General features: G+C 70.0%; 16 protein-coding genes. 5 read left to right on the plus strand and 11 right to left on the minus strand.

The window, feature by feature from the left end; all coding sequences use genetic code 11:
* Positions 1–299: IS66 family transposase (locus tag BM430_RS20185; RefSeq protein ID WP_143132065.1), on the plus strand; the 299-nt coding region annotated here is incomplete at its 5' end.
* 65 nt (positions 300–364) lie between these two features.
* On the opposite strand, the gene mmsB is transcribed toward BM430_RS20185, so the two are convergent.
* The gene (gene mmsB, locus BM430_RS20190) at positions 365–1,252 is read right to left on the minus strand and encodes a 3-hydroxyisobutyrate dehydrogenase (protein ID WP_093569052.1); all 888 of its coding nucleotides are present in this window, start codon (positions 1,250–1,252) and stop codon (positions 365–367) included.
* A gap of 59 nt (positions 1,253–1,311) precedes the next feature.
* On the opposite strand from mmsB, the gene BM430_RS20195 reads away from it, so the two are divergent.
* Together BM430_RS20195 and BM430_RS20200 are read left to right on the plus strand one after the other, a co-directional pair.
* Entirely contained in the window at positions 1,312–1,596 is a 285-nt protein-coding gene (locus BM430_RS20195; RefSeq protein ID WP_093569053.1) for a BrnT family toxin, read from the plus strand.
* On the plus strand, positions 1,559–1,951 hold the full coding sequence (locus BM430_RS20200) for a helix-turn-helix domain-containing protein (protein WP_348273085.1): 393 nt from the start codon (positions 1,559–1,561) through the stop codon (positions 1,949–1,951). Before BM430_RS20195 ends, BM430_RS20200 begins: the two co-directional genes overlap by 38 nt.
* Positions 1,952–1,963: 12 nt before the next feature.
* Here BM430_RS20200 and BM430_RS20205 read toward each other — a convergent pair whose 3' ends face one another.
* Positions 1,964–3,106 (minus strand): acyl-CoA dehydrogenase family protein, encoded by a 1,143-nt coding sequence (locus BM430_RS20205; protein ID WP_093569055.1) that lies wholly within the window; start codon positions 3,104–3,106, stop codon positions 1,964–1,966.
* Positions 3,107–3,371: 265 nt separating this feature from the next.
* A complete protein-coding gene (locus BM430_RS20210) occupies positions 3,372–4,868 on the minus strand; it encodes a CoA-acylating methylmalonate-semialdehyde dehydrogenase (protein ID WP_093569154.1) in 1,497 nt (498 codons plus the stop codon).
* A 99-nt stretch (positions 4,869–4,967) separates the two neighbouring features.
* Here BM430_RS20210 and BM430_RS20215 point away from each other — a divergent pair, with 99 nt between their 5' ends.
* Entirely contained in the window at positions 4,968–5,918 is a 951-nt protein-coding gene (locus BM430_RS20215) for a LysR family transcriptional regulator (protein WP_093569056.1), read from the plus strand.
* A 205-nt stretch (positions 5,919–6,123) separates the two neighbouring features.
* Here BM430_RS20215 and BM430_RS20220 read toward each other — a convergent pair whose 3' ends face one another.
* The 6 genes from BM430_RS20220 to BM430_RS20245 all read right to left on the minus strand — a co-directional run bounded on the left by BM430_RS20220 (position 6,124) and on the right by BM430_RS20245 (position 13,035).
* Positions 6,124–7,266: an amidohydrolase/deacetylase family metallohydrolase gene (locus BM430_RS20220; protein WP_093569057.1), complete on the minus strand. Its 1,143-nt coding sequence runs from the start codon at positions 7,264–7,266 to the stop codon at positions 6,124–6,126.
* Positions 7,267–7,301: 35 nt separating this feature from the next.
* The gene (locus tag BM430_RS20225) at positions 7,302–8,300 is read right to left on the minus strand and encodes an ABC transporter ATP-binding protein (protein ID WP_093569058.1); all 999 of its coding nucleotides are present in this window, start codon (positions 8,298–8,300) and stop codon (positions 7,302–7,304) included.
* Positions 8,297–9,289: an ABC transporter ATP-binding protein gene (locus BM430_RS20230; RefSeq protein ID WP_093569059.1), complete on the minus strand. Its 993-nt coding sequence runs from the start codon at positions 9,287–9,289 to the stop codon at positions 8,297–8,299. The genes BM430_RS20225 and BM430_RS20230 overlap by 4 nt, the downstream gene beginning before the upstream one ends.
* Before the next feature lie 249 nt (positions 9,290–9,538).
* On the minus strand, positions 9,539–10,477 hold the full coding sequence (locus tag BM430_RS20235; protein WP_093569060.1) for an ABC transporter permease: 939 nt from the start codon (positions 10,475–10,477) through the stop codon (positions 9,539–9,541).
* Entirely contained in the window at positions 10,474–11,415 is a 942-nt protein-coding gene (locus tag BM430_RS20240; RefSeq protein ID WP_093569061.1) for an ABC transporter permease, read from the minus strand. Before BM430_RS20240 ends, BM430_RS20235 begins: the two co-directional genes overlap by 4 nt.
* A 12-nt stretch (positions 11,416–11,427) precedes the next feature.
* Entirely contained in the window at positions 11,428–13,035 is a 1,608-nt protein-coding gene (locus tag BM430_RS20245; protein ID WP_093569062.1) for an ABC transporter substrate-binding protein, read from the minus strand.
* A gap of 338 nt (positions 13,036–13,373) precedes the next feature.
* Between BM430_RS20245 and BM430_RS20250 the strand changes: the two genes are divergently transcribed.
* The gene (locus tag BM430_RS20250; protein WP_093569063.1) at positions 13,374–13,595 is read left to right on the plus strand and encodes a hypothetical protein; all 222 of its coding nucleotides are present in this window, start codon (positions 13,374–13,376) and stop codon (positions 13,593–13,595) included.
* A gap of 328 nt (positions 13,596–13,923) precedes the next feature.
* Here BM430_RS20250 and BM430_RS34810 read toward each other — a convergent pair whose 3' ends face one another.
* Together BM430_RS34810 and BM430_RS35695 are read right to left on the minus strand one after the other, a co-directional pair.
* Positions 13,924–14,097 (minus strand): hypothetical protein, encoded by a 174-nt coding sequence (locus tag BM430_RS34810; RefSeq protein ID WP_177303112.1) that lies wholly within the window; start codon positions 14,095–14,097, stop codon positions 13,924–13,926.
* A gap of 74 nt (positions 14,098–14,171) precedes the next feature.
* A complete protein-coding gene (locus tag BM430_RS35695) occupies positions 14,172–15,320 on the minus strand; it encodes a L,D-transpeptidase (protein ID WP_348273086.1) in 1,149 nt (382 codons plus the stop codon).
* Positions 15,321–15,355 lie beyond the last annotated feature (35 nt).

Consider the following 15,355-nt stretch of genomic DNA (forward strand, 5'->3'; position numbering starts at 1 on the left):
CGCGGCTGCGCCGCAACAAGGCAGAGCTTCTGCGGGTGCTGGACCGGCCGGACATCCCGCTGCACACCAATGGATCGGAGAACGACATCCGGGCCTGCGTGACCAAGCGGCGGATCTCGGGCGGCACGATGAGTGTGGCTGGGCGGGCCGCCCGCGATGCGCTGCTGGGTCTCATGAAGACCTGCACCAAGCTCGGAATCTCGTTCTTCCGCTACCTCGGCGACCGCCTCGGCATCCCCGATCACGGGCCACCCATCCCACCTCTCGCAGACTTGGTCAGGCAGACCTCACCAGCCTGACCGCCCGCGATTTTGCCCCGGTTACGCTTCGCGATTGCAACGCAATCGTGAAGCGCTCTAGCGGCTCACTCCCGCCCCGCCTCCCGCAGGTGGCGGATGATGCCGGAGAAGTCGGTGCCGCCCTGCCCCGCCGCCTCGAAGGCCGCGTAGATCGCCTCGGCATGCGCGCCGAGCGGCGTCGCGGCCCCGGCGCCCGTGGCGGCCTCCTGGGCGAGGCGCAGGTCCTTCAGCATCAGGGCGGCGGCGAAACCCGGCTTGTAGTCGTTGTTGGCGGGCGAGGCCGGGACCGGGCCGGGGACCGGGCAGTAGGTGGTGAGCGACCAGCACTGGCCCGAGGAGGTCGAGGCGACGTCGAACAGGGCCTGGTGCGACAGGCCGAGCTTTTCCGCCAGCACGAAGGCCTCGGCGACGCCGATCATCGAGATGCCGAGGATCATGTTGTTGCAGATCTTGGCCGCCTGGCCGGCACCGGCCTCGCCGCAATGAACCACCTTGCGGCCCATCTTCGCGAGGACCGGCTCAGCCCGGGCGAAGGCGTCCGGCGTGCCGCCCGCCATGAAGGTCAGGGTCGCGGCCTTGGCGCCGCCGACGCCGCCGGAGACGGGCGCGTCGAGGCTGGCAAGGCCGCGTCCTTGCGCCTTCTCGTGCGCCGCCCGGGCGCTGGCGACGTCGATGGTCGAGCAGTCGATCAGCAGAGCGCCGTGTGCCACGTGCGGCAGCACCGCGTCGTAGACCGCCAGCACGTGACGCCCGGCCGGCAGCATGGTGACGACGATCTCGGCCCCCACCACCGCGGCTTCGGCGCTCTCGGCGACCGACACGCCGGCGGCGCGGGCGGCGTCGAGCGCCTCCGGCATCAGGTCGAAGCCCGTCACCGCATGCCCCGCCGCCACGAGGTTGGCGGCCATCGGGCCGCCCATGTTGCCGAGGCCCAGGAAGGCGATCTGCGTCATCGTTGTGTTCCCTCTTGCCCTATGGTTGGTTGAACCGCCTTCGGAGAATCCGTACATCCATGGCAGAGCGCTTCAGCTGGGATGCGCGGAAAGCGGCGTCGAATCTGCGCCGTCACGGCATCACTTTCGAAACCGCCCTGAAAGTGTTTCGTGACCCCTTCGCCGTCGAGCAGATCGACGAGAGGGAAGCGTACGGAGAGGAGCGCATCAACATGCTCGGCATGTGCGACGGCGTCATCCTGTTCGTGACCTATACTGAGCGAGGTGAGGAGATCCGCCTGATCTCCGCGCGACGGGCAGAGCGACATGAGCGAGACCGTTATTTCCGCGAGAATTCACCCTGACGGCACCGTCGTACAGTGCCATCCGGATGGAAGCGAGACGCCGTTCGCGACGATACCACCACGGCCCATGACCGACGCGGAGGTCGCAAAGGCGGCGGCAGCCGACCCGGATGCGCAGCCGACCACCCCGGACGACTTGGCCGGTGCCCGACGCCTGCCCCGCGTCCGGACATTGCGGCGGGCGCTCGCCCTGACCCAGGACGAGTTCGCCGCGCGCTACCACATCCCGCTCGACATTCTGCAGGACTGGGAGCTGGGCCGCACCGTTCCCGACCAACCCGCCGAGGCTTATCTCACGGTCATCGCGCATGATCCCGAGGGGGTTCGCCGGGCTCTCGCGACGCGTCCGGCGTGACGCAGCCACCTTTCAATTTCCAACCAGTCCCCGCGCCACGATCACCCGCATGATCTCGTTGGTACCCTCGAGGATCTGGTGCACCCGCAGGTCGCGGACGATCTTCTCCACCCCGTATTCCGAGAGGTAGCCGTAGCCGCCGTGGAGCTGCAGCGCCTCGTTGGCGACCCGGAAGCCGGTATCCGTGGCGAAGCGCTTGGCCATCGCCGAGCGCTGGGTGGCGTCCGGGTCCTTGCGGTCGAGGGCGGCGGCCGCGCCGTAGAGCAGCGCCCGGGCGGCCTCGAGTTCGGTCGCCATGTCGGCGAGGCGGAATTGCAGCGCCTGGAACGCGTCAAGGCGCTGCCCGAAGGCCTTGCGCTCGGCCATGTAGGCGAGGCTCTTCTCGAGCGCGGCCTGCGCGCCGCCCAGCGAGCAGGCGCCGATGTTGAGCCGGCCGCCGTCGAGCCCCGCCATGGCGATGCGAAAGCCGATCCCCTCGTCGCCGAGGCGGTTCTCGACCGGGACCCGGCATTCCTCGAAGATCACCGCGCGGGTCGGCTGGGCGTTCCAGCCCATCTTGCGCTCGTTCGGCCCGAAGGACAGGCCGGGCGCGTCGGAGGGCACCACCAGGGTCGAGATGCCTTTCGGGCCAGCCTCGCCGGTGCGCACCATGGTGACGTAGACGTCGGCGGCGCCGGCGCCTGAGATGAACTGCTTGGCGCCGTTGAGGACGTAATGGTCGCCCTCCCGCCGGGCGGTGGTGCGGAGCGCGGCGGCGTCCGACCCCGAGCCCGGCTCGGTCAGGCAATAGGCGGCGACATTGTCCATCCGGCAGAGCGCGGGCAGGAAGCGCTCGCGCTGGGCCGCGGAGCCGAACCTGTCGATCATCCAGGCGGCCATGTTGTGGATCGACAGGAAGGCCGCGACGGTCGGGCAGCCGAGGCTCAGCGCCTCGAAGATCAGGGCGGCATCGAGCCGGGTCAGCCCCGATCCGCCATGCTCCTCCGCGATATAGATCCCGCCCATGCCGAGGCTTGCTGCCTCGCGCAGCACGTCGAGGGGGAAATGCTTGCGCTCATCCCAGTCGAGGGCGTGCGGCGCGATCCGCTCGGCCGCGAAGCTGCGCGCCATGTCGCGGATGGCGATCTGGTCCTCGGGCAGGGTGAACAGGGTCATGGCGGAGGTTCCTCCTGTTCTGTATTGATTGTCATCTCTGCCCGGCGCCGAAAAAGGCACCGATTTCCCCTCCCCCCTCTGCGGGGGAGGGTGGCGAGCAGAGCGAGCCGGGAGAGGGGACGCCGCTTCCGAATATGGCGGCGCCGTCGTGAAGGGCGCCGACTGGAACAGCGTCGCGCTGCCCCTCTCGGCGGGACTGCGTCCCGCGGCCCCGGCTCCGCCGGGCACCCTCCCCCGCAGAGGGGGGAGGGGGAGACCCGCGTACTTACTGCATCACCGGCATCGAGAACTGCGCGCCTTCCTTCACCCCCGACGGCCAGCGCTGGGTGACCGTCTTGGTCTTGGTGTAGAAGCGCACGGCGTCCGGCCCGTGCTGGTTGAGGTCGCCGAAGCCCGAGCGCTTCCAGCCGCCGAAGGTGTAATAGGCCAGCGGCACCGGGATCGGCACGTTGATGCCGACCATGCCGACCTGCACCTTGGCGGCGAAGTCGCGGGCCGCGTCGCCGTCGCGGGTGAAGATCGCGACGCCGTTGCCGTATTCGTGCTCGTTGGGCAGCCGCAGCGCCTCGGCGTAGTCCTTGGCCCGCACCACCGACAGCACGGGGCCAAAAATCTCTTCCTTGTAGATCCGCATCTCCGGCGTCACATGGTCGAACAGGCAGCCGCCCATGTAGAAGCCGTTCTCGTAGCCCTGCATCTTGAAGGGCCGGCCGTCGACCGCGAGCTTGGCACCCTCCTTGAGGCCGATCTCGACGTAGTTGCGCACCCGCTCCAGGGCGGCCTTCGTCACCAGCGGACCGTAATCGGCGCTCGGATCGGTCGAGGGACCGATCTTCAGGCTCTCGACCCGCGGGATCAGCTTGCTCATCAGGGCGTCGGCGGTCTTCTCGCCGACCGGCACCGCCACCGAGACCGCCATGCAGCGCTCGCCGGCCGAACCGAAGCCGGCGCCCATCAGGGCGTCGACGGCCTGGTCCATGTCGGCGTCGGGCATGATGATCATGTGGTTCTTGGCGCCGCCGAAGCACTGGGCGCGCTTCCCCGTGGCGGTCGCCCTTGCATAGACGTACTGGGCGATGTCGGAGGAGCCGACGAAGCCGACCGCCTGGATCAGGTCGTCGTCGAGGATCGCGTCGACCGCCTCCTTGTCGCCGTTGACGACGTTGAGGATGCCGGCCGGGAGCCCGGCCTCGATCATCAGCTCGGCAAGCCGCATCGGCACGCCCGGATCGCGCTCCGAGGGCTTGAGGATGAAGGCGTTGCCGCAGGCGATGGCCGGGGCGAACTTCCACATCGGGATCATCGCCGGGAAGTTGAACGGCGTGATGCCGGCGACGACGCCGAGGGGCTGGCGCATCGAGTAGATGTCGATGCCGGGGCCGGCGCCTTCGGTGTACTCGCCCTTCTGCAGGTGCGGGATGCCGCAGGCGAACTCCACCACCTCGACGCCGCGCTGGATGTCGCCCTTGGCGTCGGGGATGGTCTTGCCGTGCTCGCGGGCGAGCAGGTCGGCGAGGCTGTCCATCTCGCGCGCGACGAGGTCGAGGAAGCGCATCATCACCCGCGCGCGGCGCTGCGGGTTGGTGGCGGCCCAGGCCACTTGCGCCTTGGCGGCGTTCTCGATCGCGGCGCGCATCTCGGCCTGGCTCGCCAGCGCCAGGCGCCCGACCACCTCGCCGGTCATCGGCTGGTAGATGTCAGAATACCGGCCCGACCGGCCGGGAACATGCTCGCCGCCGATGAAGTGCCCGACTTCGCGCACCATGAGGGATCCTCCCTGGATCGACTATGTTGTGGGGGCCACCTTGCCCTGGCGATCCCCATAGCGGAAGGGGCGTGAGAGCGGAACGGGTGTGCGCGGATGCGGGAACCGGATGGCCCCAAGGGAGACGTGTGGGACGATTACCGCTTCGTGCTCGCGGTGCACCGGGCCGGCACGGTCTCGGCGGCGGCCCGCCGGCTCGGAGTCGATCACGCCACGGTGATCCGGCGGATCGACCGGCTGGAGCGGCGCCTCTCCGAAAAACTCTTCCACCGCCGCGCCTCCGGCTACACCGCCACGCAGGCGGGTCTCGCGCTGGTCGCGACCGCCGACGCGATCGAATCGGCGATCATCCACGGCGAGGCGGCGATCGGCCGCGCCGGCTCGCAGCTCGTCGGCACGGTGCGGATCGGCGCGCCGGACGGCTTCGGCAGCGCCTTCCTGGCCGCCCGCCTCACCGCGCTGATCGAGCGCCATCCCGAGCTCGACATCGAGCTCGTCGCCACCGCCCGGCTGTTCAGCCTGTCGAAGCGCGAGGCCGACATCGCCATCGGGTTGAGCCTGCCGCCGGAGGGCCGCATCGTCGGGCGCAAGCTCACCGACTACACGCTCAAGCTCTACGCCGCCCCGGCCTATCTCGACCGCCACCCGCCGATCGCCGAGCGTCGCGACCTCGAAGGGCACCGCTTCATCGGCTACATCGACGAATTGCTCTACTCGCCGGAGCTCGACTACCTGCACCAGGTCGCGCCGGGGGCCGGCGCGCGGCTGCGCAGCGCCAACCTGAACGCCCAGCTGCAGGCGGCGGTGGCGGGATTGGGGCTCGCGGTCCTGCCCTGCTTCATGGCCTCCGGGCGCCCGGATCTGGCCTGCGTGCTGCCGGACGCGGTGTCGCTCACCCGCAGCTTCTGGCTGATGATGCACGCCGACAGCCGCGACCTCGCCCGCATCCGGGCGGTCGCGGAGCATATTTATGCGGTGGTGGAGGCGGAGCGGGAGGTGTTCTTGTCTGGGAAACAATTCGATTCCCGTCTGAACCTGTTTGAATAAGAACAAAGCACGTCTCCCCTCTCCCGTGTGGGAGAGGGGCCGGGGGTGAGGGTGACACGCTTCCGTGTAAAGCACGAACCATTGTGCTGGCAGCTAAACGGTCGAGTTCTATTTTGAAACCGAGCCACCCTCACCCCTACCCCTCTCCCACACGGGAGAGGGGATCCCGCGCTTTACTGGTTCCAGGACAGATCAATCCGAGATCTTATTCGACCGGATGCCACCACCGCCCGCGCAGCACGACGCCCTCCGACGTGATCCGCCGGTCCCCCGTCATGTGCTCGCCCAGCACGTCGACGTAGTCGAACGCACCCTCCCGCACGGCCAGCACCGTCGCGTCGCCGAGCGATCCGACCCTCAGGCTGCCGTATTCCATGCGCTGGAGCGCGACCGCGGCATTCACCGTCGAGGCGGCGATCACCTCGGTGAGGCTCATGCCGAGGCAGAGCATCTTCGACATCGTGGTGACCTGGTCGAAGGCCGGGCCGTCGATGCAGAGCGCGTGGACGTCGGACGAGATCGTGTCGGGCAGGAAGCCGCCGGCGAGCATGGCGCGGGCGGTCTTGAAGGCGAAGGAGCCCTTGCCGTGGCCGATATCGAACAGGATGCCGCGCGCCCGCGCCTCGCGCACCGCCAGCTTGACCGCTCCTTGAGCCGTCACCGGCGAGTTCGGGAACGGCCGGAAGGCGTGGGTGAGCACGTCGCCGGGGCGCAGCATCGCCAGCACCGCCTCGTAGCTCGGCGGCGGCTCGTCGATATGGGCCATCAGCGGCAGGCCGGTCTCCTCGGCGACTTGAAGGGCGATCTCGAGGGGCGCCGTGCCTTGCGTGCCCGAGGCGTGGGCGCCGACCCGGACCTTGATGCCGATGATCACGTCGCGGTTGGCCTCGGCCACCGCGACCGCCTCGCGGGGGGCCATCAGGCGCATGTCCTGGCTCTCGCCGACCATCACGGTCTTGGAGAAGCCGTAGATGCCGGCGAACGAGACGTGCAGGTAGGCGAGGATGCGGGCCTCGGCGCGCTCGATCACGTGCTTGCGGAAGCCCGGGAAGTTGCCGGGCCCGGCGCTGCCGGTATCGACCGAGGTGGTGACGCCGGACAGCCGGCAGAACTCGTCGGCGTCGATGCCGAGCGAGGTGCCGCCCCAGTAGACGTGGGTGTGCAGGTCGATGAGGCCCGGGGTGACGATCGCCCCGTTCATCTCCCGCACCTCCGTCCCCTCCCCCGCCGGCAGGTTCCGGCCGAAGCCCGAGACGAGGCCATTGCTGAAGGCGACGTCGGCGAGGCCGTCGTGGTTCTGCGACGGATCGATGATGCGGGCGCCCCGCAGGATCAGCTCGTGCTGCACGGTTCTTCCCCTGATGATGTGACAGGACGGGGCGGTCACGCGGCCCGCGCCGGCAGGGCGGCGCCGTCGAGGTGGCAGGCGGCGAAATGATGGTCGGCGCCGACCGGATCGAGCCGCGGCTCCTCGGTGCGGCAGCGCTCGAAGGCGTGCGGGCAGCGGGTGTGGAAGCGGCAGCCGCTCGGCGGGTCGATCGGGCTCGGCACGTCGCCGCGCAGGACGATGCGGGTGCGCCCGGCATCGGGCTCCGGCACCGGCACGGCGGAGAGCAGCGCCTGGGTGTAGGGGTGTTTCGGTGCCAGGAAGATCTCCCGGCGCGGGCCGATCTCGACGATTTTGCCGAGATACATCACCGCGACGCGATGCGTCATGTGCTCGACGATGGCGAGATCGTGCGAGATGAACAGGAGCGCCAGGTCCAGCTCCTTCTGCAGGTCCTGGAGCAGGTTGACGATCTGCGCCTTGACCGAGACGTCGAGCGCCGAGACCGCCTCGTCGCAGATGATGAGGTCCGGCTCCGCGGCGAGCGCCCGGGCGATGCCGATGCGCTGGCGCTGGCCGCCGGAGAATTCGTGTGGGAACCGCGACAGGGCCTCACGCGGCAGGCCGACCCGCTCCATCAGGGCGGACAGGCGCCCGTCGAGATCGGCGCGGGACTTGGCGAGGCCGAAATTGCGGATCGGCTCGGCCAGGATGTCGCGCACCCGCATCCGCGGGTTGAGCGAGGAGAACGGGTCCTGGAACACCATCTGGATCCGCCGGCGCAGGGGGCGCAGGGCGCCTGCCGAGAGATCGTCGATGCGCGTGCCGCCGAGCACCACCTGGCCGGAGGTCGGCGGAAACAGCCGCATCAGGCTGCGGGCGACCGTCGACTTGCCGCAGCCGGATTCACCGACGAGGGAGAGGGTCTCGCCCTTCTCCAGGGTGAACGAGACGCCGTCCACCGCCTTGAGGCTGCGAGCATGGCGGCCGAGCAGGCCGCCGCCGAGGGTGAAGTGCTTGCGCAGGTCGTTGACCGCGAGAAGAGGCTGGCTCACGCGGCGAGCGCGTCCTTCGGCGCGTAGTGGCAGGCGGCGAGGTGACCCGGTGCCTTCGGCTCCAGGGCCGGGGCGTGGGTCCGGCAGAGGTCGGTCACGGAGGGGCAGCGGCCGGCGAAGACGCAGCCGTCGATGCGGGTCTTCAGGCTCGGCACCATGCCGGGGATCTCGGCGAGGCGCTGGGCGGCGCCCGGCAGCTCGGCGGCGCCGAGGCGCGGCACCGCGCCCATCAGGCCGCGCGTGTAGGGGTGGCGCGGGCTGCGGAAGAGGTCGCGCACCGCCGCCTCCTCGACCTTGCGGCCGGCATACATGACGACCACCCGGTCGGCGACCTCCGCCACGACGCCGAGATCGTGGGTGATCAGCATGATCGCGGCACCGACCCGGCGCTTCAGGTCGCGCATCAGGTCGAGGATCTGGGCCTGGATCGTCACGTCGAGGGCCGTCGTCGGCTCGTCGGCGATGAGGAGCTTCGGCGAGCAGGCGAGTGCGATGGCGATCATCACCCGCTGGCGCATGCCGCCGGAGAGCTGGTGCGGATACTCCCGCACCCGGCGCCGCGGTTCCGGAATGCCGACGAGGGCCAGCATCTCGACCGCCCGCTCCTCGGCCTCCTTGCGCGACAGGCCCTGGTGCAGCCGCAGGGTCTCGCCGATCTGGCGGCCGACGCTGAGCACGGGGTTCAGCGAGGTCATCGGCTCCTGGAAGATCACGCTGATGGCGTTGCCGCGGATGCGGCGCATCTCGCGCTCGGGGAGTTCGAGGAGGTCGCGCCCCTCGAACCGGATCGCGCCGGCGAGCCGCGCCGGCGGCTCGGGCAGGAGCCGCAGGATCGACATCGAGGTCACCGACTTGCCGCAGCCGGATTCGCCGACGACCGCCAGGGTCTCGCCGGACTGGATCGCGAAGGAGACGCCGTCGACCGCGCGGTTGACCCCGTCGGGGGTGCGGAAATGGACCTGGAGGTTCTCGACGGAGAGGAGCGTCATGGGCGTCGTCTCCGGGGGAGTTTCTCGGACAGGAACAAGATCTGGCAATCCCCAGACCTGCCACCCTCCGCGTCATCCCGGGGCTCGGCGCAGCCGAGAACCCGGGATCCATGACCGCTGACGGCGCAGGATGAGGTGGGCCGCGTCCCGATCTCTTCGGGGACCTCGGCGGTTATGGATCCCGGGTTCCGCTGCGCGGCCCCGGGACGACGTCGGAGGGGAGGAGAGCCGTCGGAGACAGGCTGGCTCTCACGCATCCTTCGCCATCCGCGGGTCGAGGGCATCGCGTAACCCGTCGCCGACGAGGTTCACGGCGAGCACGGTGAGCGACAAAAAAATCGCCGGGAAGAGGATGATATAGAACTTCACCTGCCAGAGCGCCCGGCCCTCGGCCATGATGTTGCCCCAGGACGGGGTCGCGGGCGGCACGCCGGCGCCGATGAAGGACAGGATCGACTCGGCGATCATCGCGGAAGCGCAGATATAGGTCGCCTGCACGGTCATCGGCGCGAGCGTGTTCGGCAGGATGTGGCGCCAGATGATCATCGGCATGCGGGTGCCGGTGGTCACCGCCGCCTCGACATAGGGCTGCTCGCGCAGGGACAGCACCACGCCGCGCACGAGCCGCGCGACGCGGGGGATCTCCGCCACCGTGATCGCCAGGATTACGTTCTCGACCGAGCCGCGGGTCAGCGCCATCAGCGCGATGGCGAGCAGGATCGGCGGGATCGACATCAGCCCGTCGACGATCCGCATGATGATCCCGTCGGCCCAGCGCACCATGCCGGAGATGAGACCGATCGCCAGGCCGGCGAGCGAGGCGAGCAAAGCCACCGCGAAGCCGACGAGGAGCGAGACCCGGGCGCCGTAGACGACGCGAGAATAGATGTCGCGCCCGAGCATGTCGGTGCCGAACCAGTAGAGCGCCGACGGCACCCGGGTGCGGCGCGACGGGCTGATCGCCGTCGGGTCGACGGTCCAGAGAAAGGGCGCGAGGATCGCCATCAGGGCGACGAGCAGCAGGATCGCGCCGCCGATTACGATGGTCGGGTGGCGCTTCCAGGTCCGGCGGACCGGCCCGAGGGCCTTGCGCGGCGGGTAGAGGTCGGGCAGCGGCGGGGCGACCGCGAGGCCGGGGGGCGCCTCGGGTGCCGGCGGCGCGGCAGCCAGCGGGTGGGCGGCGCTCAATAGCGGATCCTCGGGTCGATGAGGGTGTAGAGGAGGTCGATCGCCAGGTTGATCAGCACGTAGGTGAAGCTGAACAGCAGCACGACGCCCTGGATCACCGGATAGTCGCGCCGCAGGATCGCATCGACGGTGAGCCGGCCGAGGCCCGGAATCGCGAACACCGTCTCGGTGACGACGGCGCCGCCGATGAGGAGCGCGATGCCGATGCCGATCACCGTGACGATCGGCACCGCGGCGTTCTTCAGCGCGTGGACGAAGAGCACGCCGCCCTGCGCCACGCCCTTCGCCCGCGCCGTGCGGACGTAGTCCTGCTGCAGCACGTCGAGCATCGTCGCTCGCGTCACCCGGGCGATGAGCGCGATGTAGACGAGGCCGAGCGTCAGCGCCGGCAGGACGAGGTTGGCGAGCCACGGCCCCACCCCCTGCTCGATCGGCGTATAGCCTTGCGCCGGCAGCCAGCCGAGCTCGAGGGCGAAGACGTAGGCCAAAAGGTAGCCGACGACGAAGACCGGCACCGAGAAGCCGAGCACCGCCGCCCCCATCACCAGCCGGTCGACGAGGCGCCCCGCCTTCCAGGCCGCGACGACGCCGAGCGGCACCGCGACGAGGACGGCGAAGACCAGCGTGACCAGCATCAACGACACGGTCGGCTGCACCCGCTGGCCGATCATGGTGGTGACCGGCAGGTTGGTGAAGATCGAGGTGCCGAGATCCCCGTGCAGGATGCGCCAGGCCCACTCGCCGAAGCGGACCAGGAAGGGCCGGTCGAGGCCGAGCGAGGCGCGGATGCGCTCGATATCGGCCGGCGAGGCCTGGTCGCCGGCGATCAAGGCCGCCGGATCGCCCGGCGCCAGCGACAGCAGGCTGAACACGAACAATCCGACCACCGCCATCACCGGGATGACGGCGAGGACGCGCCTGACGAGGAAGCCGAACACGGGATGCGTTCCTCAGGCCTTGGACACGCCCCAGGTGAAGGGCAACGGGCCCTTGCCCACGCCGGTGACATTCTTGCGCCACGCCTGGTAGCCGAGGAAGTAGCCGGTCGGCACGTAGACGCCCCCGCTCACCGCCGCCGCGTTCACCTTGTCGATCGCCGCCTTCTCGGCCGCCGGGTCGGCGGCGTCGAACCACTCGGTGATGCCGGCCTCGACCGGCGGCAGGTCGGGCCAGCCGAACCAGGCCTTGTCGCCGTTGGCGCGGATCGCCGGGTAGACCGCCGGGTTGATGCAGTCGGCGCCGGCGTGCCAGGTGTGGAACATGTTCCAGCCGCCCTGCGACGGCGGCGTCTTCGAGGCGCGGCGGGTGCCGACGGTGCCCCAGTCGGTCGCGACGAAATCGACCTTCATGCCCATCTGCTTGAGCAGGTCGGCGGTGACGTCGCCCATGTTCTTGGTGATCGGCTGGTCCTGCGCCACCACGCAGACCACCGGCTCGCCCTTGTAGCCGGCCTCCGCCAGCAGCTTCTTCGCCGCCGCGATGTCGCCCTTGCCGATCTTGGCGCCACCGGCCTCGCTGTAGAGCGGGGTGCCCGGCGTGAAGAAGCCGGGCAGCGGCTTCCACAGCTTGTCGTCGTCGCCGATCAGCGCCCGCATGTAATCCTCCTGGTTCATGCCCATGAGGACGGCCTGGCGCACCTTCGGGTTGTCGAAGGGCGGGTGCAGGTGGTTCATCCGGAACGCGCCGATATTGCCGAGCGGATCGGCGATGTCGACGTTGATGTTGGCATTCTTGCGCAGGAGCGGGACGAGGTCGGGAATGGGATTCTCCCACCAGTCGACCTCGCCGTTCTGGAGCGCCGCCGAGGCGGTAGCGGGATCGGGCATGATCACCCACTCGACCCGGTCGAGCAGCATGCGCTTGCCGCCGGCGAGCCACGAGGACGGCTCGTCGCGCGGCTTGTAGTCCGAGAATTTCTCGAAGACCGCGCGGGCGCCCGGCACCCATTCGGAGCGGGCGAACTTCATCGGGCCGGAGCCGACATACTCGGTGATCTGGGTGAACGGGTCGGTCTTGGCGATCCGCTCCGGCATGATGAAGGCGCAAGGGGCGTTGTTCTTGCCAAGCGCCAGCAGGAGTTTGGGGAACGGCTTCTTGAGCTGCCAGCGGAAGGTGCGGTCGTCGATTGGCACCAGTTCGGCCTGGATCGCCCGGATCATGATGCCCATCGGGTCGCGGGCCATCCAGCGGGTCAGGCTCGCCACCACGTCCTTCGACAGCACCGGCTCGCCGTCGTGGAACTTGAGGCCGGGCCGCAGGCGGAAGGTCCAGGTCAGGCCGTCGACCGAGACCTCTTCGGATTCCACCATCTGGCGCTGGGGCTTCAGCTGCGCGTCGACGCCGTAGAGCATATCCCAGACGAGGGCGGCGGCGTTGCGGACGACGTATTGCGTCCCCCAGATCGGGTCGAAGTTGGCGAGGTTGGCTTGCGGCACGAAGCGCAGCACCTTGGCCGGCTGGGCGAGCGCCGGGGCGGCAAGCTGGGGCGCCATGCCGGCAACGCCAAGGGTCGCCGAGCCGAGGGCGGCCGAGCCTTTCAGAAACGTCCTGCGGTCCATGGCGTGTCCTGCCTGCGGGGCCTGTGGTCGTGAGCCGTGCCCGAGCCCCGAGAGGGCCGGCCCTCCCGCGAGGTTCGCCCCGGTCCGATCCCTCGGTCAAGGCGGTACGCGGAGTTACAAACGGTCACGCTCGGCCGGAGAGCAAGCTTCGCGCCACAGGCGGCGCGGGAGGTCCACGGGGGGCGACCGGGCCGGAGCCATGCGCCCTAATCCCTCGTGCCTATCGCCTTCGGTCGATTGCAGGCGAGAACAATCGATCATGTTGAGCGATAATCGCTCTTGCTGCCAATATCCGGAACCTGATTATGAACGTGTCTTCGGCATCGGGGGACGAGCCGATGGGATCCACCGGTGAGATCATCTTCGACGCGCCGTCGCCGGCCGTCGATTGTCGCGTCTCGAACCTGACGGTCTTCGCCGCGACACTGACGGTTCCGGCCGGGCTCGCGGTGCCGGACGGGTTCACCCTGGCGATCGCCGGCGAGTTCGTGATGCGCCGCTGCCGCGTGGTGTGGCGCCGGCGCGGCCGCGTCGGCGTGGCGTTCGAGCTGCCGGTGTGATGGGGCGGCGGTCGGAGTGGGGATGCGCGCCGCGGCGTTGCCATCGTGACGAAGAGAGATGCAGGCCCCGAATGAGGGTGGGACACGCCAGAGCCTGCTCTTCTTGCGCAACGCTATGAAAACCCTCCGCGTCATCCCGGGGCCGCGCAGCGGAACCCGGGATCCATAACCGCAGACGGTTCAGGAAGAAGCAGAACGCGTGCAGATCGGTCTTGCACCCTCGGCGGTTATGGATCCCGGGTTCTCGCCTGCGGCGAGCCCCGGGATGACGAAGCGAGTTGTTTGATGTGTATACCGGATCAACCGGCGCAACAGATCAAGCAGAATCTCAGATCGACCGGATCTTCTCCTCGATACGCTTCGCCTCGTCCTCGTCGACCGCGACCGGGGGGCTGCTGTCGTCGGGCAGGCCGGGGCCGGTCTGGGCGATCGTCTCGTCCTTGGGACGGGCGTTGGGGCCGTTCGAGATCGGCGCCGGCCGCTCGTCGTCATCCTGGACCATCGATGCCTCCTCGTCGGCGCCTGTGCCGTCACAGGAGGCAATCGGGCCGACGAGCCATCGTTCCGGCGAGGCGGTCAGATCACCTCGACCTTGGTGCCGACCGGTACGAAGCGGTAGAGCTCGATCACGTCCTCGTTCAGCATCCGGAAGCAGCCGGCCGAGGCGGCGCGGCCGATCGAGCCTGGATCGGTGGTGCCGTGGATGCGGTAGAGCGTCGAGCCCAGATAGAGCGCCCGGGCCCCGAGCGGGTTGCGCGGGCCGCCGGCGACTTTGCGCGGCAGGCCGGGCCGGCTGCGCCGCATCTCCGGCGTCGGCGTCCATTGCGGCCATTCCTGCTTGGCGGTGACCGTCTGCACGCCCTTCCAGGTCGTGCCGGGTCGCCCGACCGCCACCCGGTAGCGCACGGCCGTGCCGTCGCCGCGCACGAGGTAGAGCAGGCGCGCCGCCGTATCGACCACGATGGTACCGGGTCCTTGCGCGCCGAGGTAGCCGACTACCTTGCCGCGCCGCAGGGCCGGCAGGGCGACGGGCGGCGCGGGCGTGAGGCGCGGCGCCGGGGGCGCCGGCAGCGGCTCGATGGGCAGGGCGGCCAGGCGCGCGGGCGCGTCCGGTGCCGGAGCGGGCGTAGCGAGGGGCGCGACGGCGGGGACCGGCGGAGCGGGAAGCGGCGCGGCGGCGGGACCTGTCGCGGATAGCGGTGCGGCGCCAAGGGGATGGAATGGCGCCGGCTCGGGAGCGAGCGCGGAGAGGCGCATGGGGGCGTCCGGCAGCGGCAGGCTCGGCACGGTGGCCGGCCCCTCCCCCGCCGCGACGGGGCTGCGCGTGGCCTCGTTCGCGGCGGCCGGGCGGGAGCGGCAGCGATAGACGCGCTGCCCGTCCGCCCGCATCGTCACCGGGCCGATCGCGTCGACGACGATCTGCCGGGGCTCGGCCCTCGCCTCCGCCCGCAGGTCCTCGGCCGAGCGGAAGCAGCGCATGTGGAGGCGGTAGCCGATCGCCGTGTCGGAGACCTTGTCGATCCGGCAGCGCAGGTCGTGCGCGTCGAGCCGCGCCTCGGCGGCGGGCTTGAGCCGGATCTCGAACGCCCGCGGGCTCGCTGGGTCGGCGCAGTCGCGCAGGGTCGGCGCCCACCAGCCCGCCGGCGACTCGTCGGCGCCCATCGCCTGGGCGGCGCCGGCGCTGCAGAGAAGGAGGGCGGGCAGGAGCCGGCCGAGACGTCGCATCGTGGTGGCTTTCGGAAGAGGGACTCGGCGGGCGG

It is taken from the genome of Methylobacterium sp. 174MFSha1.1 (genome assembly GCF_900116815.1).
GTDB lineage: Bacteria > Pseudomonadota > Alphaproteobacteria > Rhizobiales > Beijerinckiaceae > Methylobacterium.